Origin of the sequence: Streptosporangium roseum DSM 43021 (genome assembly GCF_000024865.1) — a bacterium.
Lineage (GTDB): Bacteria > Actinomycetota > Actinomycetes > Streptosporangiales > Streptosporangiaceae > Streptosporangium > Streptosporangium roseum.
Map to the genome: position 1 here is coordinate 5,635,871 of NC_013595.1, position 23,952 is coordinate 5,659,822.

Below are 23,952 nucleotides of genomic sequence, written 5' to 3' on the forward strand. Positions count from 1 at the left end.
GCGGCGGCGGATTCCCCACCGGACATGATTGTGCGGGGCGGGGTCAGGACTTCCAGGGGCCGAGGCGGTCCAGGCGCCGGCGCTGCTGGTGCGCGGCCGAGGCGTCGAGGCCCTGGCCGCGTTCGGTGAGGTGGTCGGCGACGGCCGCGCGGTGCTCGACGGGCTTGTGGTCGTCGTACTTGAACTTCGCGACGGCTCCGGTGACCTGCAGTCGCAGGCCCCGGATCCCCGGCAGCATCCGCCCGTAGGGCGGCTGGTCGACGGTGACTTCGGCGTGGTCGCCATCGGGCTGGAAGTGCGCGAGCTGGCGGCGCAGCAGTTCGGCCTTGGCCTCGGGGTCGTCGATGATGTGGGCGCGGCAGGTGAACTGCACGGCCGTGTAGTAGCTGGTCGGGACCCCGTCGCGTGGCGGAATGCCGGCGGGGGCGCGCCACGGGCCGGGGATGAACGCGTAGTCGCCGATGACGGTGAGGACGACGTTCGGGTCCTGGTCGATCGCCTTCCAGACCGGGTTCGGCCGAGCCAGGTGAACCAGTAGATCGGGTCCGTCGCCGATGAAGTGGGTGGGCACGACGACGGGCGGCCGGCCGGGCAGGCCGTTCACACTGAGCTGCCCGAAGTCGTGGCCTTCGGCGACCCAGGCCTGCCATTCGGCCTCGTCCAGGCTCGCGTCCCAAGGCTGGATGAACATGTCGAACTCCCTTGCAAGGGTGGTGTGGTGTGGTCTGCGGGTCAGGAAAGGGCGAGGAGGCTGACGGCCACTGCGGCGGTGCCCAGCCCGACGAGCTGGCCGCGGCCGATGCGCTCATGCAGCACGCTACGGGCGAGCAGGACCGTTCCGGCCGGGTAGAGGGCGGTGATCACCGCGACGACGGACAGGTCGCCGCTCCGGGCGGCGAGCAGGAACAGCAGGTTCGCCATCGAGTCCAGCGCACCCGCGGCCGCCGACATCGCGTACGCGGGGCGTTCGGGACCGAGCCTGCGGAACATCAGGGCGGCCGCGGTCAGGGTGACGGCCGAGGAGACCGTCCGGCCCACGATCAGCGGAGCGACCCCGCTGTCGGACGGCGCCTGGTGCAGGAAGACGAGCTGGAGGGCGATCGCGGCGCCCGCGCCGAACGCGAGCAGCAGCGCGGTACGCGAAGGCCGGGCTGAGCGCACGCCGGGTCCAGCGCTGACCAGCACCACGGCCGCCAGCGCGAGCGGCAGCCCGATCAGCCCGGCGGCGGCCAGATGCTCGCCCTGCAACAGACCCACGCCCACCGGCAGCGCGGCCGAGATCAGCGCGGTGACCGGGGACAGGACGTTCATCGGGCCGATCGCCAGGGTCCGGTAGAGCAGCACGAACGCCGCCGCCGAAGCGACACCCGAGGCGGCGCCCCAGCCGAGGGCCCCGGCGCTGAAGGAGGCGCCCAGCAACGGCCACAGCAGCAGCTCGACCACGAGACTGGCCGGAGCCGCGATCATCACCGTGCGCAGCACATGAGCCTTCCGGGCACCCAGCCCGCCGAGAAAATCAGCGCATCCATAAGCCACCGAGCAGCCCAGAGCCAGCACCAGAGCGAGCACGACACCTCCCCCGAAGTACAATGGAACGACTAGAATGTATGTCAGAACGACCACAAGAGGCCAATCGAACAACCGGCCGGTACAGCAGACTGTTCCGAGTGGGAGGGTGATCACATGACAGAGCCGACTGCGGCCCTGCGGACCGTCGCGAACAATGTCCGGACCGCCCGCCGGCGCGCGGGCCTGTCCCTGGAAGAACTGGGACGGCGTGCCCAGGTCAGCAAAGGCGCCCTCGTCGCCCTGGAGAAAGCCCAAGGCAACCCCAACCTCGCCACCCTCGTCCGCCTCGCCGACACCCTCGGCATCTCGGTGTCCGACCTCATGCAGGGACCCCCCGAAGGCCGCGTCCGCATAGTCGCCGCCGACACCATCGCACCTCTGTGGACCGGGAAGCAGGGCAGCGAGGCCCGGCTCATGCTGACGACCCCGCCCCCCAGCCCCGTCGAGGTGTGGCGCTGGCGCCTGGAACCCGGCGAGGACTACCCCAGCCACCCCCACCAGGCCGGAGTCGGCGAGACCATCAGCGTCATCTCCGGCCGGATGACCCTCATCGTCGACGGCACCGAATACTCCGTCGAGGCCGGGCAGACCGCCACGTTCAACGGCGATGCCCCCCACACCTACCGCGGAGCGGGCACCGAGTCCTGCCACCTGATCATGACCGTCCACCTCCCGCCCGGCCCCGCGCCGGTCCTTGGCCAGGAGTCATGATCACCCCCTCCGCCACCCCGCGCACCCGCTGACCGAGCGCTGCCGGACCTGTCCGCCGGCCTCGGCGGGCAGGCGGGTCATACCGGAGCCAGGCGAGCCCGAAGTGGTTTTCTGCCGCTACATCATCTGGCGGAACAGGCACGCCGCTGACGAGCGCCTCCGGTCCCGGAAACCACCCGAGCCTACCGGCCGACAGGTGGAGCGAAGGCGGGGCCTCATATCAGGGCAAACATCGGTTGATGCGGCACTGGATGAATGAGTCCAAGGGGTGTGGTCACGGTTGGTGGTCGTGGGCGATCAGGGATCGCTTGATCGGCCGGCCGGTCCTGTCGTCGTGCCAGATCGGGGCGGTCAGCGCCAGGATCCGCGCCAGGACCCGGATGACGGCTCCGGCGGGGGTGCGGCGGCCGTGTCGCACACCGGCTCCTGGTCCTGTCCGCGGTCTTCACCGTCCGGCCGCGTCGTGGAGCGCGGCGAGCAGCCCGTCGAGGACGGGCCGGGCAGGTGAGGTCTCGCGCACGGCCGCGTGGATCGCCCTGACAGGCTCGGGGTTGCGGACCTTGCGGATGACGACGGCCGGGTGCCGGTTGGCCAGCCCCATGTCAGGGATCAGGCTCAGCCCGAGGCCCGCGGCGACGAACCCCTGCGCGGTGGGGTAGTCCTCGCTCTCCACCGCGAAGTTGGGACTGAAGCCCGCTGCGGCGCAGCCGTCGAGGAGCGCGTCGAGGCAGGGGCCGGGCCGCTCGCTGCCCACCCAGGGCTCCTCGGCCAGGTCGGCCAGGTCGAGGATCCGTTTCGCAGCCAGCCGGTGGCCCTTGGGCAGGACGGCGCGGTAGGGGTCGTCAAGCAGGTGGACGAAACGGACGCCATCATGGTGACGGACGCGGGGGGCGACCACGATGGCCAGGTCGGCCCGGCCTTGCGCCACCTCCGAGAGCGGATCCTCGGGGTCGGTCATCTTCAGGTCGATGCGCACCCCCGGGTGCTGCGTGCGGAGCCAGGCGAGCGCCGGCGCCATCAGGACGGCGCCGGCGGTGGCGAAGTAGCGGATCGTCAGCTGCCCGGTGCGTCCGGCGCGCAGGTGGGCCACTTCCGCCTCGGCTTCGGCCAGCTGTCTGCTGATGACGGCCGCGTGCTCGGTGAGCAGCCGTCCCGCCTCCGTGGGCCGCACGCCCCGGCCGACGCGCTCCAGCAGCGGTATCCCGGCCTCCTTCTCCAGCACGGCCAGCTGCTGGCTGATGGCCGAAGGCGTGTAGCCGAGGTTGGCGGCGGCGGCGGTCACCGAGCCGCTGGTGACCACCGCGCGGAGGATCTGCAGTCGACGCACATCAAGCATGTAGGACAGCTTAAAGGTTCTGTAGAACTTTTCACTTGTCCTATCTGTTCGGGATCGGGCAGCCTGGGTTCCGGACCTCGGAAGGCAAAGGAGCTTTGCAGTGCGTATGGCGATACTCGCGATTCTGTGGGGTTCGGCGTTTCTCTGGATCAAACTGGCGCTGAACAACGGGCTGACCCCGGTCCAGATCACCGTCGCCCGCTCCGCGCTCGGCGCGCTCGTGCTGCTCGCCCTGGCCCGGGTGGCACGCCAGCGTCTCCCGCGTGACCGCGGGACGTGGGCTCGCCTGACCGTCGCCGCCTTCTTCTGCAATGCTCTGCCCTTCTTCCTGTTCAGCGTCGGAGAGCAGAGCGTGGACTCCGGAGTGGCGGGGGTGCTCAACGCGACGACCCCGCTGTGGTCCCTGCTGCTCGGCCTGGCCGTCGGCACCGGCCGCGGGCTGCCTCCGGTACGGCTGGCCGGGCTCCTTCTCGGGTTCGCCGGAACGCTGCTGATCTTCGCTCCCTGGCAGGAGCGCAGCCTGGTGAGCTGGGGCGCCCTGGCCCTGCTCGGAGCGTCCGCCAGCTACGCCGTCGCCTTCGCCTACATGGATCGGCGGCTCACCGGGAAGGGGACCGCACCCCTGGCCCTGTCCGCGGCCCAGCTCGTCGCCGCCACCGGGCTGAGCTCCCTGGCCCTGCCCGCCGGCGGCGCGGTGGCCGAACCAACGCCGCTGGGCGTGCTCGCCCTCGCCGTCCTCGGCGTCTTCAGCACCGGATTCACCTTCTACCTCAGCTACCGCCTGATCGCCGACGAAGGAGCCACCAGCGCGGCCACGGTCGGCTACCTGCTGCCGGTCGTCTCGGTGGCGCTCGGGGCGATCGTGCTGGACGAGGCGCTCAGTCCCCGCGTCCTGACCGGCATGGTCGTCGTCCTCGCCGGCGTCGGCATGACACGGCACGCCACGCGCACACCCGCTCCCACCACCTGAACGGCCCCCTGTCCGCCTCCTGCCCCTCCCCGCCACCCCGCCCGCTCCCCCGTGACCGGGGCGCCCGTACGGCTGGCCACGCAGATCGCGCAGGGCCTGCACCACGTCTTCGGGCACCGGGAACCACGGGCACTGGCGTTCACCGCGACCCTCACCAACCTCGGCTCCTCGATCGTCGACACCATCCTCCCGGTGCTGTTCATCCGGCAACCTCTCCCCCGCGTGGGGCGTCATCGGGTTTCGGTCTTCCCCGAACCTCACTGCACGCCGGTCGTCCGTTCAGGCCTGACGAACACCACGACCTCCGGGTCCTCGCCGACCCGCAGCCAGCCGGACCGCTCGTACAGCCGGACGGCGTCCGGGGCGCTCGGGGAGGTCAGAAGCCAGCTGCGGCACTGATCGCACAGCAGGTCGAGAAGTCGCCCGGCCAGCCCTTGCCCCCGCGCGTGCGGAGCGACCGCCAGTTCGTCCACCTCCAACGCACCGACGAGGAGCTCGGCCGTTCGGGTGGGGCCGAGGGCCGCGAGCACGTTGCCATAACTGCGCCCGGTGGGGAACGGCGAGGCGGTCGGCCACGCCGTACCGAATCCGCAGGACTTCCCGCTCCCGGTGGCCAAGACCGCCCGGAAACCCGGCCGGCCGGCGTCGGCGGTGAGCCGGTCGCGGAAGGCGACGACCGCGTCCTCGTTCTCGTGCCACGGCGGTCCGGTGAACGCCTCGCGGTAGACGCTCACCAGTTCGGCCCGCCGTACGAGCATCTGCTCGCCGGTCAGCAGTTCGAGCCTCATGATGCCGGCGCCTGCACTTTCCCGATGCCCAGCGTGCTGGTCATCGGGAGGACGCCGGACTCGAAGGCGGCGCCCAGCAACGGGAGGTTCAGCTGGGCCAGCCGTTCGGCGCGCCGGGTGCCCAGCGCCCGCCACGGACCGGCGGCGAGGTCGTCGGTCATCCGCTCCACCTGATCGCGCAGCCGTCGCCCCTGCTCGGTGGCCTGTCCGTCGGCGTCGATCAGCCCGCGGACGGCCAGCCGGTCCTGCGCCGCCGCCCACTCCTGCTCACTCCAGCCGCGTCCGGCGAAGTTCGCCACGGGAGCCGCGCCGACCGCGGCGAAGGAGACCAGCGCCTCGCAGCCGTCGAGATCGGCGGCCATCAGCGCCGCCAGGTGGCCGTCGCCGCGATGCTCGCGCAGCACCGTGTAGGCCTGCCAGAGCACGAGATGCGCCTCGTCAGGCCAGGGCTGGTCGAGATTGGCGGCGGCCAGCGGCCGATGCGCCACACTCACGCTCTCCGCCGCCCGCCTGGCCAGCTCCGCCGCCTCTGCGACGTCAGGGCTGTCGAGCCTGTCGCCGAGGAGGGCCCGGTAGGTACCGTCCACCGCCCGCAGCCGGGCGTCCAGGACCTTCTCGGGGACGGCCGTCGCCCAGATCGCCGGGACGTACTCGGCGACCATGGCTGGGCTGAAGCTGTAGGAGGTGGCGGTGACCAGCCGCGGACCAGCGGCCCCCAGCGGCGCCCAGCGCCAGGCGAAGTAGCTCGGCCACCGGGACTCGACGTCGTAACCGAGTCGCGCCGCCTCCTCGAACGCCTGGGACGAGAAGTACAGCATCGCGTGCACCGGTTCGATCTGGTGCCACATCCCGCGCGAGAGGCCCGCGTGTTCCGACATGATTGCCTCACTGTCTAGATAGACTAAGCCAGTGACTGTAGATCCCTGGCGCATCACTGGTCAAACTCAAATAGACAGTTATGTCGAACGGCACGTGCAGCGCGCCGCACTTCTGGTGAACGAGTTGACCGTCGACTGGGCACACGGACGGCAGGTCGCGCCGCCGGACACGGGACCGGAGCGCCGGGCGGCCATCCAGGAGGCGCTCACCGCGGCCGGACTGCCACGGAGCGAGTCGCTCTCGCCCGCCCATGCCGACCGGCTCGCGGTCGTCGCCGCCCGGCTGCGACCCGCCTTCGGCGCGGGGGCACGCACCGAGTCCATGATCGAAGGTCTCAATCAGCTGCTGGTACGGCATGCGGCCGTCCCCAACCTGCACGGCCATCCGGACGGACCCCCCGTCCTGGCCTTCCATCGCGCGGACGCGAGCCTGGTCGACGCCTGGACCGCCGACGCGGCCACCGCCCTGGCCATGGTCATCGGCGTCGGCCAGGGAGCGAGACTCCGGTCCTGCGAGGCCACGAACTGCGAGCGGGCCTTCTTCGACACCACACGCAACGCCTCCCGCAGGTTCTGCGGCCTGTCGTGCCAGAACCGCGCCAAGGCCAGCGCCTACCGGCTGCGCCGGGCGGCGGGGACGGATTGAGGGACGCCGACCAGGTAGGCCCTCCACTCGGGCCGGCGCCACCAGGGGCAAAGCGGCTGCGGGTGATCGACTTCCCTCGTCCGGCGGAGCGGACGGACCGCATCGTGGCCGTTCATCGGCTCCGCAAGAAGTTCGGCATCCCGGATGACCGCGGAGCACTGTGGCTTCACACCCTGATCAAGGAGTCCACCGAAAGGCTTTGACCTGGTCTTTCTCACTACTGATCAGACTTGAAAGGCCATCGTCCCGGTCGTTCGGCTTGCTGTGACGGTGAAGGCGAGGTGGCCGCGCAGCGCGTCGGGAGGGCTCAGCCGGCGGCCAGGTCGACGCCCAGTCTGCGAGTCAACCGCTCCAGCGCCTCGCGGGTACGGCCGATCACGACGATCTCGGCGTAGTCGCTCATGCCGGCGTCATGGAAGACGATCGCGTCGGGGGCACCGTACGCGGTCGTCTCCGCCCCGAGCTCCCGCCAGGGCAGCAGCCCCACCGGCGGCAGCTGCGCGCGCACCCGGTCGACGAGCCCGTCGGGCACGGTCCACACCTCCGCGACATGGCCGAAGTGGAAGGGCAGCGCGTACATAGCCAGCTGCAGGAAGAACTCCGAGATGGACCGGCTCTGAACCACCCAGCCCTCCTCGGTGGACACCAGCACCCTGGGGTCGGGCAGTACGGCTTCCGCGGCCAGGTACCCCCATTCGTTGCAGTACTGGTTCTCGGCCATGAACACGCAGACCCGCCGGTCCTCCTCCGCCGCAATGAACGAGTTGTCAAGGGGCAGGGCCCGCGACCCGTCATAGACAGCGGGCGGCCACTCCGGATTGGTCTCGTAAAGGCGCGGCTGGTAGGTGAAGGAGTTGAACGGCAGGTCCCACCACTCGTCCAGCGCCTGAGGCACCGCCACAGCGGCCCGGACCGACCGATGATCATCCTCCTCGCCCGTCAGCTTCTCCTTGAGCTCGCGCACGTAGGCCCTGTGCTCGCTCTCGGACCAACGGGGCCAGGCCGGCTCACCGCCGGGTGGCTCGTAGCCCCACTCCGCCTGGAACTCGCGGAGCAGCTCCCAGCGCGGGCCGGTGTCCGCCAGGTGCCGGGCGAACTCCTCCGGGGCCATGCGATCCCGCTCGTCCCAGCGCGGCATCACTCGCCTCAACCGCTCGGCGAAACGCCCATAGTCGATCATCTCGGTCATGCCGCCAGCGTACGGCCGGGTTCCCCGACGGCGGCGGCGTCCTCGGCCTCGAGGGTGGCGATGCGGGCCAGGGCGTCGCGCCCGATCAGGTCGACCTTCGCGGCGAAGCGGCCGGCGAGCGCTGCAGGGCCTCGGGCAGGACGGCGCCGGCGTCGGTCACCGCGATGGTCGCCGTTGCCTGTCCGGCCTTGGCCTTGGCCGGGCTCGATGCCGTCCCGGACCCCGCCGGCCAGGCCTTCCCTCGACCCCGAGTCGCTGCCGTGGAGTCGACGGTGGCGGTTCGGCGGGCTGGGCCTCGAAGTCCGATCTGTAAACGGAGGCCGGCCTGCGTATCCGGTGTTTTCTTCGCCGTCACCGACGGAATCCGGCAGCGGAGCGGCCGCCCTCGCATCGAGGGCACCCGCTCCGCTCCGTGCTCTATGCCAGTGCCTTGCCGGCCGAGCCCACAGCGGCCCGCTCCCGCGTGACGCGGCGGCGCCGGGTCGGCAGCCCGAGCGTCGGGTTGGCGACGCCCCAGGCGGCACCCTTGCAGATCAGCTCCTTGTAGACGGCGGCGAGCCGTCCGGTCAGGACCGCCTGCACGGCGCGGTCGTCGGCGGTGACGTACTGGATCAAACCCTCCTTGCGGCCCAGTGAGATGCACTGGTTGAAGTAGCGGATCGGCGTGTTCGGGACCTTCCCGCCGGTCAGGCGCGCCGCGATCGCGTCGGCGGCCTGCCACGCGGCCGGAGTCCCCGAGGCGCACGACATCCGCAGCGGCTTGTCTCCGGGACCCATCACCATGGCCGCGTCGCCGATGGCGTACACGTCCGGGTGCGAGACCGAGCGCATGGTCCCGTCGACCACGATCTGGCCGGTGCCGGCGACCTCCAGGGTGGTCGCCTTCGCGATCGGGTGAACCGCGAAGCCGGTGGTCCACACGGTGACCGCGGCCGGGATGGCCTTGCCGTCGGCGGTGGCGACGCGGCCGGCTTCGACGCCGGTGACGGTGGCGTGCTCGTGCACGGTGATCCCGAGCTTGCCGAAGACCTTCCGCAGGTGCCCGCGGCCCTTGGGCGAGAGCCAGTCGCCGAGGCCGCCGCGGGCGGCGAGGGCGACGTCGAGGTCCGGGCGGGCCTCGGCGATCTCGGTCGCGGCCTCCAGGCCGGTGAGGCCGCCGCCGACGACGACCACGCTCTGCCCGGCGTCGAGGCGGGCCAGGCGCTCGCGCAGCCGGAGTGCTCCGGGGCGGCCGGCGATCTCATAGGCGTGCTCTGCGGTCCCGGGGACGCCTTGGGCGTTCCAGCCGCTGCCGAGAGCGTAGACGAGCATGTCGTAGGCGAGTTCTTCGGCACCGTTCGCGTCGATCACGGCGACGGTCCTGCGGTCGACGTCGACGCCGGTGACCTTCGCGATCCTCAGTTCGACGCCGGTGCCCGCGAACATCTCGCCGAACGACCGGGGCTTGAGGTCCTGGCCGGTCGCCAGCTGGTGCATGCGGACGCGTTCGACGAAGTCGGGCTCGGCGTTGACGAGGGTGATGGCGACGTCCTCGCGGCGGAGCCGCTTGGCAAGGCGGCCGGCGGCGATGGCTCCGGTGTATCCGGCTCCGAGGACGATGATGCGGTGCTGCATTTCCTTGCTCCTGTCTCGCGCGGGTTCGCCACTTGAACCGGGCGGCCCGCCGTTTCCTGACAGGAACGCGATGTGAAGCACCTCACATGTCGATCAGAAGGCGTTGAACAGGGGCTCCCCGTGCTCGGCGGCCGCCCAGTGCGCGGTCGCGCGTTCGAGCTTGTCGGGGTTGACCTGGTTGCGGAACGCGGCGATGCCCCCGGCGGTGACCTCCACGCACATGACACCGACGACCCGGCCGTCCACGACGGCCACGACGGCGGGGTCGCCGTTGGCGGTCCAGGCGTAGATCTCGGGCGAGCCGCCGACCAGGGCGCGCTTGGCCTCGCCGGGTTTGAGCAGGCCCCGCAGGAACTTCGCGACCGCGACGGCGCCCTCGAACGCCTTGGCGCGGGCCGGGACCTTCCCGCCGCCGTCGCCGATCGAGATGGCGTCCTCGGTGAGCAGGCGCACGAGCGACTCGATCCGGCCGCTGGTGGCGGCCGCCAGGAACTCCTCGACGATCCGCCGGGCGGCGGCCTCGTCGATCCCGGTGCGGGCCTTGCCGTCCGCGACGTGCTTCTTGGCGCGGTGGAAGATCTGCTGGCTGGCGGCCTCGGTGATGTCGAGGATCTCGGCGATCTCCCGGTGCGGGTAGTCGAAGGCCTCCCGCAGCACGTACACCGCCCGCTCGTTGGGAGAGAGGCGCTCCATGAGGGTGAGGACCGCGTACGAGACCGATTCGCGCTGCTCGGCGGTGTCGGCCGGGCCGAGCATCGGGTCCCCGGCGAGCAGCGGCTCGGGAAGCCACTGGCCCACATAGGTCTCGCGGCGCGCCCGCGCGGAGGTGAGCTGGTTGAGACACAGGTTGGTGAGGACCTTCGTCAGCCAGGCCTCGGGGACCTCGACGCGGTCGACGTCGGCGCCCTGCCAGCGCAGGAACGTCTCCTGCACGGCGTCCTCGGCCTCCCCGGCGGAGCCGAGGAGGCGGTAGGCGATGGCCTCCAGTCGCGACCTGGAGGCCTCGAACCGGTCGACGTCGTTCGCGGTCAAGGGCATGGCCCGATCCTAGTAGTGCTTTGCCAGGTGGCCAGGGCGGCCGTTGGTGGCAGGTCGGGCACCGGCCTGTCCAGGCTGCCGGCAGCGCCCGCAGCTCCTTGAGGACCCGGTGGAGCGCCAGGCCGCCCCAACCGCTTTGGGCTGCTCGAGCGCAGAGCGCACCGAACGGATGAAGGGCGCACTGCCGATCGACAGAGTCGGGACACTCGACGAAGCGGCTTCCGCCGCGTTGTGGCTCGCATCGCCCGAAGCAACATTCACGGTCGGTCACGACCTGGTCATCGACGGAGGCGCCACCGCCTGACCCCAGGACGGCCGGGTGGTCGGAGACGGCCTGTGGCGCACCCTCACCGCCCAGACCGTCGCCATCTGGCACGACCCCGACCTGGACCCTTCAGCGAGCCCCAGGGCGGTGACACCGTGAAGCTCTGGAAATCCTACCGGTGGGGCCGCTCGGTCGCCCACGTGCTGACCGTCGTCACCTGTCATGAGACCTGACACCGCGATCAGTTTGTTCACGGGAACTTACGCTTACGCGATCGAGTCGCCGCCCGACCCGATCGGGTAGTCACCCGGCCAGGGAGTAGGTCGCCCGCTCGGCCTCGGGGATGAGGCCGGGCAGGTGGATCCGCGCGGTCTGCGGCATCTGCCGTAGCACGTCCGCGAGCTGCTGGCCGACCCCCTTGAGGAAGTGCCTGGCGTCCTCGTCGTCGCCGTGCCACAGATCGGAGAACTCCCAACCGCCCTTGTTGACCACCACGTCGAAGCGGCTCTGCGCGGTCGTGATGATCTCGGCGGCGGCGGTGAGGCCCTGCGCGACCTGGCCGTGGGTGGCGGCCAGTCCGCGGACGTTCTCGTAAATCTGCCGGAGCGACTGCTGGGCGTGGTCGGCCGCGGCCCCCCGCCAGGGCGCGTCCCTCGTCTCCTGCGCGCGCGACATCAGCCCGTGCGCGACCTCGACCAGCCCGTTGGCGATGCCGGTGACCGTGCTCGCGAAAGAGGCCAGCCCCTCCGGCTTCCAGCTCATGAGCTTGTGCCTGATGTAGGCACGGCTGTCGTCGCCCGTCCAGGGCTCGTTCGCCACCCAGTTCTCGATCACGTTGTCGACGTTCTCATAGGGTGTGAGCAGCCCGATCGATCCCGACGGGTACGCGTTGGTTACCCGGTAGCGGCCGGCTCGATCCGAGATGATCCCACCCCCGACTGGGTGCTTGGACAGCCAGGAATCCTTGTCGACCAGTTCGTAAGTGCGTCCGCTCGTCGCGACCCCCCTGGCCGCCACCGCCGTCTCCATCATCGCGTCCGTGGTCAGGAAACACAACGCATCCTCGAAGGCGCCGACCAAAGTCGTCCAGGTCTGCGCGGCCCCCCACCCCGTCGGGTGGTAACCCATGCGGTCAGCGAAGTCGTCGAGCTGCGGCTTGGGCAGGCGCTGGTAAACCCCCTCGAACTCGGTCATGAAGTGCGTGCCGATGGCCTGCAGCCGGGCGTGATCGACCTCGTACTCGTCGACGCGCTCGACGCCTAGCCCCGGCCAGTAGTGTTGCCGCTGCGGATAGGGTTCCCACGCCGACCATTCATCCTGGAGGGTGGGCTGGGGCTCACGGGTCATGATCGTTACGCTATGAGCTCGCGGTGACGGGCAGACGAAGATCAAATGAACGTAATCCCAAGGCTAGGAGCTGTTCGGAGTTCGGATCATGTGGTTGAGGTGAGGAGTTTCAGCCACATGACCGAGCCTCGGGGGTGGAGTCCGGCCTCGTGGCTTTCCGGGGCTCTGTCGTAGCGGGTAGCCAGACCGCGCCAGGTCTTGATCTTCTGGAGACAGCGTTCGACGGTGTTGCGCTGCCGGTAGCGCTCCGGATCGAAGACGACGGGCCGCCCGCCCGCTGAACCCTTCTTCTTCTCTTCTCCCGGTTGGCCCGCTGATCGCCGTTGTCCGGGATGACCGCGGTGATCCGGCGGCGGCGCAGATGGGCACGGTTGGCCTTGGAGGAGGAGGCCTTCTCCGCGGCCGAGGGTGAGGCCGGGAGCGGGGGGCGGGGTCGTTCGCCGTCAAACCGCGCGGTGCCGTACCGGGGGAAGGACAAAAGCGCAGCGAGGGCGGGTGGAGTGGCCCAGGGCCGGAACGGAGGTGAACGGGAACCGCTACCGCCGCCCGCCACCGGCGGAACCCGTACACCACCTCCGTGGACGCAACCTGACCTGCGTTCCCGGGCGAGCGGTTGCGATCATCTGGGAAGCCGGGGTGGCGCACCGACGCTCGACGGAAGGTCAGGAGATGGTGGCGGCCCGCTCGGCAGCGTTGCGCTCGACGCAGAACTCGTTTCCCTCGATATCGGCGAGGGTGACCCAGCCTGAGCCGTCGGGGCGGCGGCGGTCGCCGACCAGAGTGGCGCCGAGGGACAGCAGACGCTCGACCTCCTCGTCGCGGGTGCGGTCTGTGGGCTGGATGTCGAAGTGGATCCGGTTCTTGACCGTCTTGCTCTCGGGGACGGCGATGAACAGGATCGAGATGCCCTCTGCCTCGACCAAGGCCTCGGGGTCACCAGGTTGGTCGTCATCGCTGATCCTGGTCCCCAGGACCTCGGCCCAGAAGGTTCCGAGCCGGTAGGTGTCCGCACAGTCGATGCTCACGTGGTGCACAAGAGAAGCCATGGCGGACATTATGACGAGTGGCCAGGCGCTCTCCGAAGGCGGCCCGCATCAGGCGCTTGACATGTCCACCCCGGTCAGCCGCTGGAAGGGCGGCGTGCGGACGCGGTGTGCCGCTCGGACGCCTGCCGGGCCCGGTACCGGCGCCGGTGGATCCAGTCGTCGGCCGCCTTTCCGGCATGCAATGAAGCTCCCCCGGCCGGAGGGCTCGCAGGTGCACATGCCGGCGGGGGCGCTAGAGTCGGGCCTCATGCCGAAAATGCCGCGTGTGCTTGCCGTACAGAACGGGACGAACGGGGGGTCTGGGCGCTTCGGGGAATGGCTGGACGCCGCCGGGGTCGCCGTCGACGTGGTCACCGCCTTCGACGGGTCCGCCCTCCCGTCGCGGCTGGAGCACGACGGCCTGATCGTGCTCGGCGGCGGTTACCTGCCGGACGACGACGACAAGGCGCCCTGGCTGCCGGCCACCCGCGCCCTTGTCGAGCAGGCTCTCGGCCGGTCGGTGCCGTTCTTCGGCATCTGCCTCGGTGGGCAGATGCTGGCCTCGGTCGGCGGCGGGAAGGTCCAGGCCGACGCCGGGGCACCCGAGCACGGCAGCACGTCCATCACCATGAGGGCCGAGGCGGCGGACGACGTGCTCTTCGGCGGGCTGCCCGCCGCCGTCCCGGCGATCGAGAACCACATCGACGCCATCACGGCCCTGCCGCCGGGCGCGGTCTGGCTGGCCGAGACCGAACGCTGCCCCTACCAGGCCTTCCGGCTGGGCGACCGCGCCTGGGGTGTGCAGTTCCACCCCGAGGTAGGGCCCGGACGCATCCAGCAGTGGGACGTCGAGTACACCCGCCGGCGAGGACTTGACCTCGACGAGCTGTACGCCACCGCCGTGGCCGACGACCCGCTCTCGCGGGCCGCCTGGGGTGAGGTGGCCTCCCGTTTCGCCACCTTGGTCAAGGACGGACACCCCTAGAGCTTCGTTCCTTTTTGGTTGGCTAGATTAGCCGTACCATCAGGCCCAGCGGGTCGTTGGTGGGCGGTGCGGCAGTGCTGAAGCTCCTGTTCGCGCGGGCGCCGAAGGACGCGATCGGGGAACGTAAGATCCGTAAGCCGGCCGGGGCGCGGCACGCCCCGGCCGACTGGATCCGCAGAGCTCAGATCGTCGCGTTGAGCTGGGAGCGGCTGCGGGTGCCGCAGATCGCCCGCGAGCTCGGTTGTGCGGAGAAGACGGTGCGCTACCGGCCGGCGCGCTTCAACGCCGGCGCCGAGTCCGTACCGCAGGCGGTTCCGGGGCCTCCCGACCCGATCACTCCCGCGCCGGACGCGAATACCGCCAACGGACGAAGCCCAGGACGGCGACACCGCCGAAGTAACTGACCAGCACTCCCACGGGCAGGCCCACAGGTCCGTGGTATCCCGAGCCGGCCAGGGCGAGGCTCAGGATCCCGGCGAGCACGGCGACGGCCCCGGCGACCGTCAGCGCGGCGGCCGGCAGGCCCCTCACCGCGCCCACCGGATCGGCCCGCTGACCCGTGCCCCGCTCGAAACGCCCGAAAATCGCGACAAGGAGGGCGAGGATCAGCGCCAGGCAGGCGAGCCAGGGAATGCGCAGGAGCAGCCAGAGAGCCGACCCCGGCGTGGCGTCAGGCATCATCACCGTTCCGTAGAGCACGGGGACGCCGATCACGACGGCGGTCATGTGCCAGAGGAAGAGCGTCATGATCACCGAGTTGACCGCCACGACGACGGTCCACGGGCCCAGCCGGCGCATCCACCGGTTCCCCCGGTCACGCGTCCACAGGGCGATTCCCGCCTGCGTGACGGCCAGAGCCAGCAGGGCGAGCGTGGGCGGGGAGGTGTTCTGCACTCTCTCGCCCTCGAACCCGACCATGCTGACCGGATAGGGGCCGACCACGGTGAGAAGCACAAGGGCGGTGAACCCGGCCACCGTCATCGGCGCGGCCACGCTCCGCCGGGAGGGCAGGCGCCCGTCCTGCCAGGCGAAGCCGAGCTGATGAACGGCCAGCCAGGCCAGCAGGAAGTTCGCCTTGCCCACGTAGGGAACAGCCAGCGCCAGACGGGCCAGGTCGCCCACACCGACCAGGACCGCCAGAACGATCGGTACGGCCAGGCCCGCGCGCCGGTGCAGGGCGTACATCGGCGGGGTGAGGACCACCACCGCGATGTAGGCGACCAGAAACCACAACGGGATCGAGGCCAGCCAGACCGCCACGCCGATCAGAGCGGGATCGGCGCCCAGGATCCCGGCCGTCATGGCCGCCATCGCCAGCCCGCCCAGCAACGTCGTCGTCGGGCGCAGAAGCCGGCCGGCCCGGCCCAGCACCCAGCCCGTGGCGTTACCGCCCCGCCCGAGGTGGGAGGTGAGGGACGCGGCGTTCGCGAAGCCGCCGACCAGGAAGAACAGCGGCATCACCTGGAACAGCCACGTCAGCGGACGGGTCCACGGAACGACCTGGAGGGTGCTCGTGCCCTGGAACCCCTTGCCGTGGTGGGTCACGTAGATCGCCAGCCAGTGGCCGACGACGACCACCACGATCGCGACGGCGCGCAGAAGATCGACGTGGCGCTCTCGATGCGGCGGGGTTCGCTCGGCCAGCCGCCGCATCTGCCGCGTCATCCGCTGAGCGACCCGGATGGGGTGCGCTGCCATGTCGCCGAAGCCTGACATGATGAGAACATCCCTCCATTCATGTCATGTCAAGCGGCTTTTCCCATGAGAATCGACGCGGTCATCGCCTCCGTGCCCGGTGAAGGCCTTGTTTCCCGCTTCCGCCCGCTCCTGCGTGTGCCCCACCGTCGCGCGCAGCCGCCCTCCCCCCTCCCGCCGTCTCGCGCGAAGCCGCACGCCGGCGACGTGACGGTGAAGCCGATCACGCCCAGGAGGCACACCCGCCATCCTCAACCTCCGCACCCCGATCGACCTCGGACTGGCCCGCACGGACGGCACCTGGGCGATCATCCCTTCCCGCGCATCGCCATGAGGGGCATCCCGGCTCCGAATCACCCCTTCACCAGCAAGATTTTCAGTGGCCTTGGTGCGGCGCCAGGCGGTACGGATGTTGCGGTGCAGCCGGTCGCGGCCAGGCACGTCCTCGAGTTCGGCGAGGCTCGTGATCCCGGCGAACGCGGTGGGCAGCGCACAGGCGTGGGCGCGTACGGTTTCCCGCGTCGCCATCTGACAGACTGCCGGCCATGGCACCTGCGATCGAGTCGGGCGGCGACAGTGGACGGGTGCGCGTCGGCATCCTCGGTCCCCTGGTGCTGGACACCGCTACCGGCCCGACCCTGGTCGGGGGCGCACGGCTGCGGGCGTTGCTGGCCCGGCTGGTGCTGGACGCCGGGCGTGCCGTCCGGCCGGCGACCTTGGTCGAGGCGCTGTGGGGCGAGGCGGCACCGGCCGGCCACCTGCACGCGCTGCAATCGCTGGTTTCCCGGTTGCGGCGCGTCCTGGGCGACCCCGGGCTGCTCACCTCGGGCCCGGCCGGGTACCTGCTGGCCGTCGAGCCGGACGCGGTCGACGCCGTCCGGTTCGAGCGGCTGGCCCGCGCGGGCCGGCGCTCGCACGCGCAGTCCCGGCCCGCCGAGGCGGCCGCCACCTTGCGCGAGGCCCTGGGCCTGTGGCGCGGCCCCGCCTTGGCGGACGTGCGCGAGGCACCGTTCGCCGCCGCCGAGGCCGAACGGCTCGAGCGGGCCCGGTTGGCCGCCCTGGAGGACCGGGTCGAAGCCGAGCTCGCGCTGGGTACCGACCTCGACCTGGTCGCCGAGCTCGAATCGCTGACCGCCGCGCACCCGTTGCGCGAACGGCTGCACGCCCAGCTGATCCGAGCCCTGGCGCTGAACGGCCGCGGCGCCGAGGCGCTGGCCGCCTACCAGCGGATCCGCGGCCTGCTGGCGGACAGTTTCGGCAGCGATCCCGGACCGCAGCTCCAGGAGGCCCACCTGGCGGTGTTGCGCGGTGAACTCCCCCGCTCCCGCCGATCGCACGGCAACCTGGACGTCCCGCTCACCAGCTTCGTGGGCCGCGACGACGACGTCCGCCGCGTGGTGGAACTGCTCGGTCGAGTTCGGCTGGTCACCCTGGTCGGCCCCGGAGGGGCGGGCAAAACCCGGCTGGCCAACGCCATCGGCCGGCAGCTCACGCCGTCCGGCGGGGTGTGGTCCGTCCCGCTGGCCCCGGTCGGCGCGGACGACGTGCCCCGCGTGGTGCTCGACCTGTCGCGGGTGCGCGAAGAGGGCGTGCCGCGGCCTGTCACCCCGGAGGAGGTCCTGGACCACCTGGCCGAGACACTCGCGGACGACGACCTGGTGCTGGTGCTGGACAACTGCGAGCATGTGATCGAGGCCGCCGCGACGCTCGCCGGGGCCCTTCTCGGCCGATGCCCGAGGCTGCGGGTGCTGGCCACCAGTCGGGAACCCCTGCGGATCGACGGCGAGACCTTGCACCCGGTGCTCCCGCTGGAGGTGCCCGAACCGGGGTCGACGGTCGAGCGGGCCCGCGCCTGCGCGGCGGTCCGGCTGTTCCACGACCGGGCCGCCGCGGTGCGGCCGGGCTTCACTCCGGAAGGCAGCGCGCTGACGGCGGCGATCGAGATCTGTCGCCGCCTGGACGGCCTGCCGCTGGCGATCGAGCTGGCCGCGGCACGGTTGCGCGCCCTGCCGGTCGAGGTGGTCGCGGCACGGCTGGACGACCGATTCCGGCTGCTCACCGGGGGCAGCCGCACCGCATTGCCGCGACACCGGACCTTGGGCGCCGCGGTGGCCTGGAGCTGGGACCTGCTCGACACCGACGAGCGAGTGCTGCTGGAACGGCTGTCGGTCGTGCCCGGCACCTTCACCGAGGACGCGGCGGAGGCGATCGGCGGGTTGGGCGACGTCCGGGAGCTTCTGACGGCGTTGGTCGACAAGTCCCTGCTGCACCCGGCGGAGCCTGCCGACCCGCTCGAGCCGCGCTACCGCGTGCTGGAGACCATCCGGGAGTACGGCCTCGAGCAACTGGCCCGGCGTGACGAGGTCGACGTCGTGCGTGGGAGGCACGCCGGGTTCTTCCTTCAGCTGGCCGAGACCGCGGACCCGTACCTACGCACATCCGACCAACTGCGCTGGCTGGCCCGCCTATCCGCAGAACGGGACAACCTGTCGGCCGCGATCCGCTGGGCGGCCGAGTCCGGCAACGCCGACCTGGCGGTCCGGCTCGGCGTCGCGCTGTGCTGGTTCTGGTTCATGCGGGACCACCCGCCGGAGTCGCTGGACCTGCTCGGCCGGGTGCTCCAGGCTCGCGGCCCGACCGAGCCGCAGGCACGCGCGCTGGTGGTCGCCGCGCACGCGCTCGCCACCACTGAGGCCATCAGCCGACCGGACGAGTCGGAAGCGGCCTTCGACCGGATCGGGAAGGCGCTGGAGCACGTCACCCCCGGCACCCATCCCATTCTGGAGATGGCCCGGTTGGCCCTCGCCGTAGGCTCGGGACGCGATCGAACCGCACCGGACATGCTCGGTTCCCCGGACGATCGGACGGATCCGTGGAGCCGATCGCTGGCTCTGCTGGTTCGAGGCGTGCTGACCATGAACACCGGGCACGCCGCCGAGGCGACGCACTCGTTGTCGCGCGCGCTGACCGGCTTCGAGGAACTCGGCGAGCGGTGGGGCCTGGGGATCACGCTGAGCACCCTGAATTCGGCGCTGCAGCGGTCCGGCGACCCGGCCGGTGCGCTGGGGCTGGCCGAGCGGGCCGGCCGGTACTTCCGGGAGCTCGGCATGCCCGAGCACACGATGGAGAGCGAGGTGGCGGCCGCGCTGCATCTGGCCCAAGCCGGTGACGTGGATGGCGGGCGGCGGCAGCTGACGGACCTGCTCGACCAGGTCGAGCGGACCGGGTCGGCGGAGTCGCAGGCTCAGGTGTGCCTGGGCCTGGCACGGCTGGAGTGGCGGGCCGGGCGGCCGGGGTCGGCCCGCGAGCACGCCCAGGCCGGCTTGACCGAGGCGCCACCCGGCCGGTCGACCCCGCACCTGGCCGCGTTGCTGCTGGGCGTGCTCGCCCACGTGGACGTCGCGGAGGGTTCCCCGGACAAGGCGGTACGCCGGCTCGACCATCCGGCGGTGCACCTGACGCTGACCTGGCATACGCCGGTCGCGGCCTCGATCGCGGTCGTGGTCGCCGCGATCGAGCTCTGCCGCGACCAGCCGGAGCGGGCGGGACGGCTGCTCGGGGTCGCCACCGTGCTGCGTGGCTGGGACGACCACGGCGACGCCGACGTGCTGATGATCACACAGCGGGCCGCGGCTGCCCTGGGCGCTGACGGGTTCGCGGCCGCGCACGCCTCGGGTGCGGCGATGTCGCGGGCCGAGGCCGAAAGCCTGATGTCCGCGATCATCACCGCACCCGAGGCCGGCCGTACCGGTCAGCCGGCGTGAGCCGCGGTCGGCACGGGCTTGCCGAACATCGTGCAGGTCACGGCAGTCTGGAGCGCCTGGGCGGCCTTGGCGATCTTCGGGTCGGCCTCGAACTCGGCCCAGAACTCCGTCGAGATGAGGACGGTCGCCGTGCGGCTGCCGGCGCGGTCGGTGAGGTTGGTGGTCAGGTAGCCGGGCATGCCGCCGTCGTGACCCCAGAACGTGCCACACGGGGTGGCGCCGGTCTGGATGCCCAGCCCGTAGCCGGGCCCGTCCGGCTGCCGTGCGTCCACCGGCACCGTGGTGCGCATCTGTGCCACCTGGGCGGCGGGCAGCAGCTTCCCGGACATCAACGCGGTGGAGAACCGGGACCAGTCCTGCGTGGTGGACACCACCGCCCCGGCCGCCCCACCCCACCCGGGGTCGTTGTCGGAGACGTCCACGTGACCGTGGTGGCGTGTCCCGGCGAAGTGCCTGAACTCGGCCGGCACGCCCGGTGGCATGTGGGCGGCATCCAATTCGTAGCCGTGGGCATGGGAGCCACGCCAGGTGGCGTCCGTGGCGTAGTAGGTGTGCTTGAGGTTGAGCGGCCGGGCGATCCGGTCCCGGACCAGCTCGGCCAGGCCTGTCCCGGTGACCCGCTCCAGGACGGCGCCGATGGCGGCGTAGCCGGTGTTGCTGTACGACCATTTCGTGCCCGGCGCGAACAGCGGATCGTGCTTCACCCCCACAGCGAGCAGCTTCGCCGAGGTCCACCGCCGCCGATCTCTGCCGAGCATCGCGGGCCGGATCGCGGCATCCTCGGTGTAGTCGGACAGGCCGCCGGTGTGGTTCAGCAGCATGCGCAACGTGATCGCCTTGCCGTTGGGCACCCTGCCCGGCAGCCACTTCTCCACCGGGTCGGTCAGGGCGAGCTTGCCCTCGGCGACCAGTTGCAGCACGAGCGTGGCCACCATGGTCTTGGTGTTGGACCCCATCCGGAACTCGTCTCCCGCCTTGAGCAGGTGATCCCGTCTGGTCCAGGCGGCCTGCTCGGCGATCTCGACCGGCCGGCCGCGGCCGTCGTCGACCCGCACGATCACGCCGGGCGCCCCGGCCTCCACCAGCTTCCGCGCCAACTGCTGCAGCTGGGCGCGCTGCGCCTCGGTGCCGCTCCAGGCCGCGGACGGCGTGGCCGCGGCGGCAGCCGGGAGCGACGCGGCCACGACCAGACTCACGGCCAGCGCCGACGCTGTGAGCGTGCGCAGCCAACGTGGCCGCACCGCACGATCAGACGGAAAATCACGTTGGGACATTGACCCATTCCTCCGGGCGACAGGTGACGCGGACGACCTCACCCTCCAACCCGCCGCTCACAGACCGCACACAGCACGCCGGCAGCCACCCCGGCCGGTGTGGCGGTGCGGTAGCGGGACCCGCCGAGGGCGACCTCGCGCTGGTTGCCCGCTCCGGCGCGCTGTTCGGGAGCGAGGACGCGGTCGGCTCTGTCGAACGGGCCGGTCCACGAGCCACCCCAGCCCGCGCATCGTCGGCACGCTGACCGAGGTGCTCGGCGAGCACCTGCTGCGCCGCTATGCCCACGGCGCCCGCCGGGCCGGCCTTGCCGACATGTTCCGCCGCGGCGGATCCGATTCCATAGGTCGTGATCCATGACCACGACCGGTCGAGGTGGTCGCGAGGCCGGATCACTCGGCACCCGGGATCCGGTGCTCCTGAAACCCTGTCACGGGTTTCGCTGGGCGGAGCGCGGGCGCATGATGAGTGCGGCGACATAGTACGCGCAGGGAACGGGGCCGGGGTTGACGTAACCGTGCTCGGCGTCGGCGGCGAAGTAGGCCGAGTCGCCTTCGCCCAGTTCGACGGTCTGATCCGCGACGGTCAACCGGAGCGTGCCGGACTCGACCACGACGTACTCGTGCGAGCCCTGAGCGTAGGCCGGAAACCGGCCGGCGTCGCAGCCCGGGGGCAGCGTGGTGCGGATCCATTCGAAGTTCACGCCGGGAACCACAGGGGTGAGTATCGAACGGTGCCATCCGCCGGGCTCGTCGACGGTGTCCTGATCGGCGGCGCGGCGCACGATGACACGGCGATCCTCCGGCTCGGCGACCAGTTCGGCGAGGGACACGCCGAGGCCGTCGGCGATGCGGCCGAGTACGACCACGGTCGGCGCCTTCTGGCCGCGCTCGACCGAGGACAGCATGCTCACGCTGACGTCGGCTGCGCCCGCCATCTGCTGAAGGGTCAGACCCCGCAGATGCCTGAGCTCCTGCACGCGCAGCCCCAATGCCGCCAGATCCACCATTCCGCTATAATAACATCTGATTTCACTATAGAGAAGTGAGGGTCGCCATGACCAGCCCCCGGCCCACCATCCGCGCCGCGGCACCCGAGGACCTGAAGGCCGTGGCCGAGATCAACGCTCACTACGTCACCAACAGCGTGGCCACCTTCGACGAGACGCCCCGCGCCTTCGACGACTGGCGGCCCTGGCTGGAGGAGCTCGCCGAGCGTGGCCTGCCGTTCCTCGTCGCCGACCTGTCCGGCGAAGTGGCCGGCTACGCCTATGCCGGCCCCTGGCGCCCCAAGCCGGCCTACCGCCACACCGTCGAGGACACGATCTACATCGCCCCCGGCCACCTCGGACGCGGGCTCGGCACGGCCTTGCTCGGCACCCTGGTGGCCGAGTCCGCCCAGGCCGGAATGCGCCACATGATCGCCGTCATCGCAGACACGGGTGACGGCGCCTCCGCCGCCCTGCACCGCCGCTCCGGCTTCACCGAGGCGGGCCGGCTGACCGGCGTCGGCTTCAAGCACGGCCGCTGGATCGACACGCTGCTCATGCAGCGCCCCCTGGCGGGATGACCGAGTCCGGCCTCCGAGTGGGAGCCGATCGGCGAGCCCGGTGACCGCGAGTCGCCGGCCGTGTGTGATCGGCGACTCGGCCGCCCGGTGACCCGCCTACGGAGCGAGGTGGCCGGTGGTGCGCCTGGCAGGTGACCGGCGGGCCGTCGTGGACGCGGGGCGGCGGAGCTCGGGGTCAGGGTTCCGCGTACCGGTCGAGGCCAAGCGTGGGGTCAGGGTTCCGCGTGCCGGTCGAGGCCGAGCGTGGCGATGAGGTCTTCGTGGAGCTCGAACCAGACACGATGGCAGGAGTCGACGTCGGTGCGGTCGACCCAGGCGCCCTCCCCGGCTCGGGCGCGCGTCAGGGCCGTGGTGAATCGTGTGCCGTATCCGCGGAACCGTGTGAGGACGCTCCCGAGCCGATCTGCGAGCGGCGTGAGTGCGCGGTCGATGCCGCCGAGCTCGCGGAGGACTCCGGCGTCCCAGGCGGGATCGGAGTGGTCGTTGACGGCGAGCCGATCGCCGGCTGTGGGCCGGAGTTGCCAGTCGGTGCAGGCTCGTAGCAGGAGGGCGTTCAGCGGGAGGAACTCGCGGTAGATGTCACGGACCTCGCCGGCACCGCCGACGCGTGCGAGTTCGGCCGCGAGCCGGCGCTCGTTCTCGGCCCGGCCCGATTCGGTCAACGACCAGCCTTCGGTGCCGGCGAAGGCGGTGTGCCCAACCCAGCCGCGCGCCTCGGCGTCGCGCAGCTCCTCTTCCGTCGCGGCCGCATCGAGCCCGTACCGATGAGCGATCACCGGGGTGTCCGCGAACCCGGCGATGCGCACGGCGTGCAGAACCAGGAGGCCGTGCGGAGAGTCCCGTGTCACGAGTCGGCGTCCTGTCGCGCTTCCAGGCGCATGTACCGCTGCTGGCACGCCTGCGGGGAGTTGAATCCCATCGCGTGCGCCATCTGCGCCCAGGTCAGTCCTGCGCTCCGGGCCGCGAACAGCAGGCCGGTTTCGAGTCCTTCGACCTCGGCGCGCGCGGCGGGCAGGAGGGCGAGCGCACTCAGGATGTCCTCCGGGTCCAGGTCGGCGCAGCGCCAGACGGCGAACTGCGCGAGGTCGACCGCCGAAGGCGGGGCGGGCGAGGGTCGCCACGGGCGGGCGTCGAGCGCATCTGCGCCCAGGCTCAGAAGCCGCTGACGCGCGTCCTGCTCGTGGCGGGCCTGGGCGTGGTCATCGTGCACGGTGTGAGCGAATTCCTGCTTGCGGGGCATGCGACTCATGATGCAAAATCAACGAAATATTGTCAACCATCTATTGATGGG

23 protein-coding genes and 1 pseudogene are annotated in these 23,952 nt (G+C 71.3%); 8 read left to right on the forward strand and 16 right to left on the reverse strand.

What is annotated here, in order from left to right; all coding sequences use genetic code 11:
• Positions 1-43 precede the first annotated feature (43 nt).
• Together SROS_RS24725 and SROS_RS24730 are read right to left on the reverse strand one after the other, a co-directional pair.
• The gene (locus tag SROS_RS24725; RefSeq protein WP_012891641.1) at positions 44-691 is read right to left on the reverse strand and encodes an FMN-binding negative transcriptional regulator; all 648 of its coding nucleotides are present in this window, start codon (positions 689-691) and stop codon (positions 44-46) included.
• A 41-nt stretch (positions 692-732) separates the two neighbouring features.
• Entirely contained in the window at positions 733-1,569 is an 837-nt protein-coding gene (locus SROS_RS24730) for a DMT family transporter (RefSeq protein WP_012891642.1), read from the reverse strand.
• A gap of 114 nt (positions 1,570-1,683) precedes the next feature.
• On the opposite strand from SROS_RS24730, the gene SROS_RS24735 reads away from it, so the two are divergent.
• Positions 1,684-2,280 carry a helix-turn-helix domain-containing protein gene (locus tag SROS_RS24735; RefSeq protein ID WP_012891643.1) on the forward strand — a complete coding sequence of 199 codons (597 nt, stop codon included), beginning with the start codon at positions 1,684-1,686 and terminating at the stop codon, positions 2,278-2,280.
• Positions 2,281-2,554: 274 nt separating this feature from the next.
• Here SROS_RS24735 and SROS_RS49905 read toward each other — a convergent pair.
• A pseudogene (locus SROS_RS49905) lies at positions 2,555-2,695 on the reverse strand (IS982 family transposase); the annotation flags it as partial.
• Positions 2,696-2,725: 30 nt separating this feature from the next.
• Complete coding sequence (locus tag SROS_RS24740; RefSeq protein WP_012891644.1) at positions 2,726-3,616, reverse strand: LysR family transcriptional regulator; 891 nt, start codon at positions 3,614-3,616, stop codon at positions 2,726-2,728.
• A 106-nt stretch (positions 3,617-3,722) separates the two neighbouring features.
• On the opposite strand from SROS_RS24740, the gene SROS_RS24745 reads away from it, so the two are divergent.
• The gene (locus tag SROS_RS24745) at positions 3,723-4,586 is read left to right on the forward strand and encodes a DMT family transporter (protein WP_043652856.1); all 864 of its coding nucleotides are present in this window, start codon (positions 3,723-3,725) and stop codon (positions 4,584-4,586) included.
• A gap of 257 nt (positions 4,587-4,843) precedes the next feature.
• Here SROS_RS24745 and SROS_RS24750 read toward each other — a convergent pair whose 3' ends face one another.
• Together SROS_RS24750 and SROS_RS24755 are read right to left on the reverse strand one after the other, a co-directional pair.
• Positions 4,844-5,374, reverse strand: coding sequence for a GNAT family N-acetyltransferase (locus SROS_RS24750; RefSeq protein WP_012891646.1), 531 nt, complete (start codon positions 5,372-5,374; stop codon positions 4,844-4,846).
• Positions 5,371-6,252: an SCO6745 family protein gene (locus SROS_RS24755; protein WP_012891647.1), complete on the reverse strand. Its 882-nt coding sequence runs from the start codon at positions 6,250-6,252 to the stop codon at positions 5,371-5,373. Before SROS_RS24755 ends, SROS_RS24750 begins: the two co-directional genes overlap by 4 nt.
• 115 nt (positions 6,253-6,367) lie before the next feature.
• Here SROS_RS24755 and SROS_RS24760 point away from each other — a divergent pair, with 115 nt between their 5' ends.
• The gene (locus SROS_RS24760) at positions 6,368-6,898 is read left to right on the forward strand and encodes a CGNR zinc finger domain-containing protein (RefSeq protein WP_148269189.1); all 531 of its coding nucleotides are present in this window, start codon (positions 6,368-6,370) and stop codon (positions 6,896-6,898) included.
• 307 nt (positions 6,899-7,205) lie between these two features.
• On the opposite strand, the gene SROS_RS24765 is transcribed toward SROS_RS24760, so the two are convergent.
• From SROS_RS24765 to sigJ, 3 genes are all read right to left on the reverse strand, one after another.
• The gene (locus SROS_RS24765) at positions 7,206-8,087 is read right to left on the reverse strand and encodes a hypothetical protein (RefSeq protein ID WP_043652860.1); all 882 of its coding nucleotides are present in this window, start codon (positions 8,085-8,087) and stop codon (positions 7,206-7,208) included.
• 417 nt (positions 8,088-8,504) lie between these two features.
• Positions 8,505-9,701, reverse strand: coding sequence for an NAD(P)/FAD-dependent oxidoreductase (locus tag SROS_RS24770; RefSeq protein WP_012891650.1), 1,197 nt, complete (start codon positions 9,699-9,701; stop codon positions 8,505-8,507).
• A gap of 93 nt (positions 9,702-9,794) precedes the next feature.
• A complete protein-coding gene (gene sigJ / locus SROS_RS24775) occupies positions 9,795-10,739 on the reverse strand; it encodes an RNA polymerase sigma factor SigJ (protein WP_012891651.1) in 945 nt (314 codons plus the stop codon).
• A gap of 109 nt (positions 10,740-10,848) precedes the next feature.
• Between sigJ and SROS_RS47825 the strand changes: the two genes are divergently transcribed.
• Positions 10,849-11,043 (forward strand): SDR family oxidoreductase, encoded by a 195-nt coding sequence (locus tag SROS_RS47825; RefSeq protein WP_245564247.1) that lies wholly within the window; start codon positions 10,849-10,851, stop codon positions 11,041-11,043.
• A 264-nt stretch (positions 11,044-11,307) separates the two neighbouring features.
• On the opposite strand, the gene SROS_RS24780 is transcribed toward SROS_RS47825, so the two are convergent.
• Positions 11,308-12,351 carry a WXG100 family type VII secretion target gene (locus SROS_RS24780; protein WP_012891652.1) on the reverse strand — a complete coding sequence of 348 codons (1,044 nt, stop codon included), beginning with the start codon at positions 12,349-12,351 and terminating at the stop codon, positions 11,308-11,310.
• Positions 12,352-13,013: 662 nt separating this feature from the next.
• Complete coding sequence (locus tag SROS_RS24785) at positions 13,014-13,397, reverse strand: VOC family protein (protein WP_043656597.1); 384 nt, start codon at positions 13,395-13,397, stop codon at positions 13,014-13,016.
• A 256-nt stretch (positions 13,398-13,653) separates the two neighbouring features.
• On the opposite strand from SROS_RS24785, the gene SROS_RS24790 reads away from it, so the two are divergent.
• Positions 13,654-14,361, forward strand: coding sequence for a type 1 glutamine amidotransferase (locus SROS_RS24790; RefSeq protein WP_043656600.1), 708 nt, complete (start codon positions 13,654-13,656; stop codon positions 14,359-14,361).
• Positions 14,362-14,435: 74 nt separating this feature from the next.
• A complete protein-coding gene (locus SROS_RS53955) occupies positions 14,436-14,765 on the forward strand; it encodes a helix-turn-helix domain-containing protein (RefSeq protein ID WP_148269190.1) in 330 nt (109 codons plus the stop codon).
• On the opposite strand, the gene SROS_RS24795 is transcribed toward SROS_RS53955, so the two are convergent.
• The gene (locus SROS_RS24795) at positions 14,695-16,059 is read right to left on the reverse strand and encodes an acyltransferase family protein (RefSeq protein ID WP_245564249.1); all 1,365 of its coding nucleotides are present in this window, start codon (positions 16,057-16,059) and stop codon (positions 14,695-14,697) included. The genes SROS_RS53955 and SROS_RS24795 overlap by 71 nt on opposite strands.
• A gap of 542 nt (positions 16,060-16,601) precedes the next feature.
• Here SROS_RS24795 and SROS_RS24800 point away from each other — a divergent pair.
• Positions 16,602-19,820, forward strand: a complete 3,219-nt coding sequence (locus tag SROS_RS24800) for an AfsR/SARP family transcriptional regulator (protein WP_012891656.1) — start codon at positions 16,602-16,604, stop codon at positions 19,818-19,820.
• Here the strand turns inward: SROS_RS24800 and SROS_RS24805 are convergent.
• Both SROS_RS24805 and SROS_RS24810 read right to left on the reverse strand, forming a co-directional pair.
• Entirely contained in the window at positions 19,808-21,061 is a 1,254-nt protein-coding gene (locus tag SROS_RS24805; RefSeq protein ID WP_218919694.1) for a serine hydrolase domain-containing protein, read from the reverse strand. The two genes, SROS_RS24800 and SROS_RS24805, sit on opposite strands and share 13 nt — an antisense overlap.
• Positions 21,062-21,522: 461 nt before the next feature.
• Positions 21,523-22,101: a helix-turn-helix domain-containing protein gene (locus SROS_RS24810; RefSeq protein ID WP_012891658.1), complete on the reverse strand. Its 579-nt coding sequence runs from the start codon at positions 22,099-22,101 to the stop codon at positions 21,523-21,525.
• Between the two features lie 35 nt (positions 22,102-22,136).
• On the opposite strand from SROS_RS24810, the gene SROS_RS24815 reads away from it, so the two are divergent.
• Positions 22,137-22,661, forward strand: coding sequence for a GNAT family N-acetyltransferase (locus tag SROS_RS24815; RefSeq protein WP_245564250.1), 525 nt, complete (start codon positions 22,137-22,139; stop codon positions 22,659-22,661).
• 212 nt (positions 22,662-22,873) lie between these two features.
• On the opposite strand, the gene SROS_RS24820 is transcribed toward SROS_RS24815, so the two are convergent.
• Positions 22,874-23,509, reverse strand: coding sequence for a hypothetical protein (locus SROS_RS24820; protein ID WP_012891660.1), 636 nt, complete (start codon positions 23,507-23,509; stop codon positions 22,874-22,876).
• Positions 23,506-23,901 (reverse strand): hypothetical protein, encoded by a 396-nt coding sequence (locus SROS_RS24825; protein ID WP_012891661.1) that lies wholly within the window; start codon positions 23,899-23,901, stop codon positions 23,506-23,508. Before SROS_RS24825 ends, SROS_RS24820 begins: the two co-directional genes overlap by 4 nt.
• Positions 23,902-23,952 lie beyond the last annotated feature (51 nt).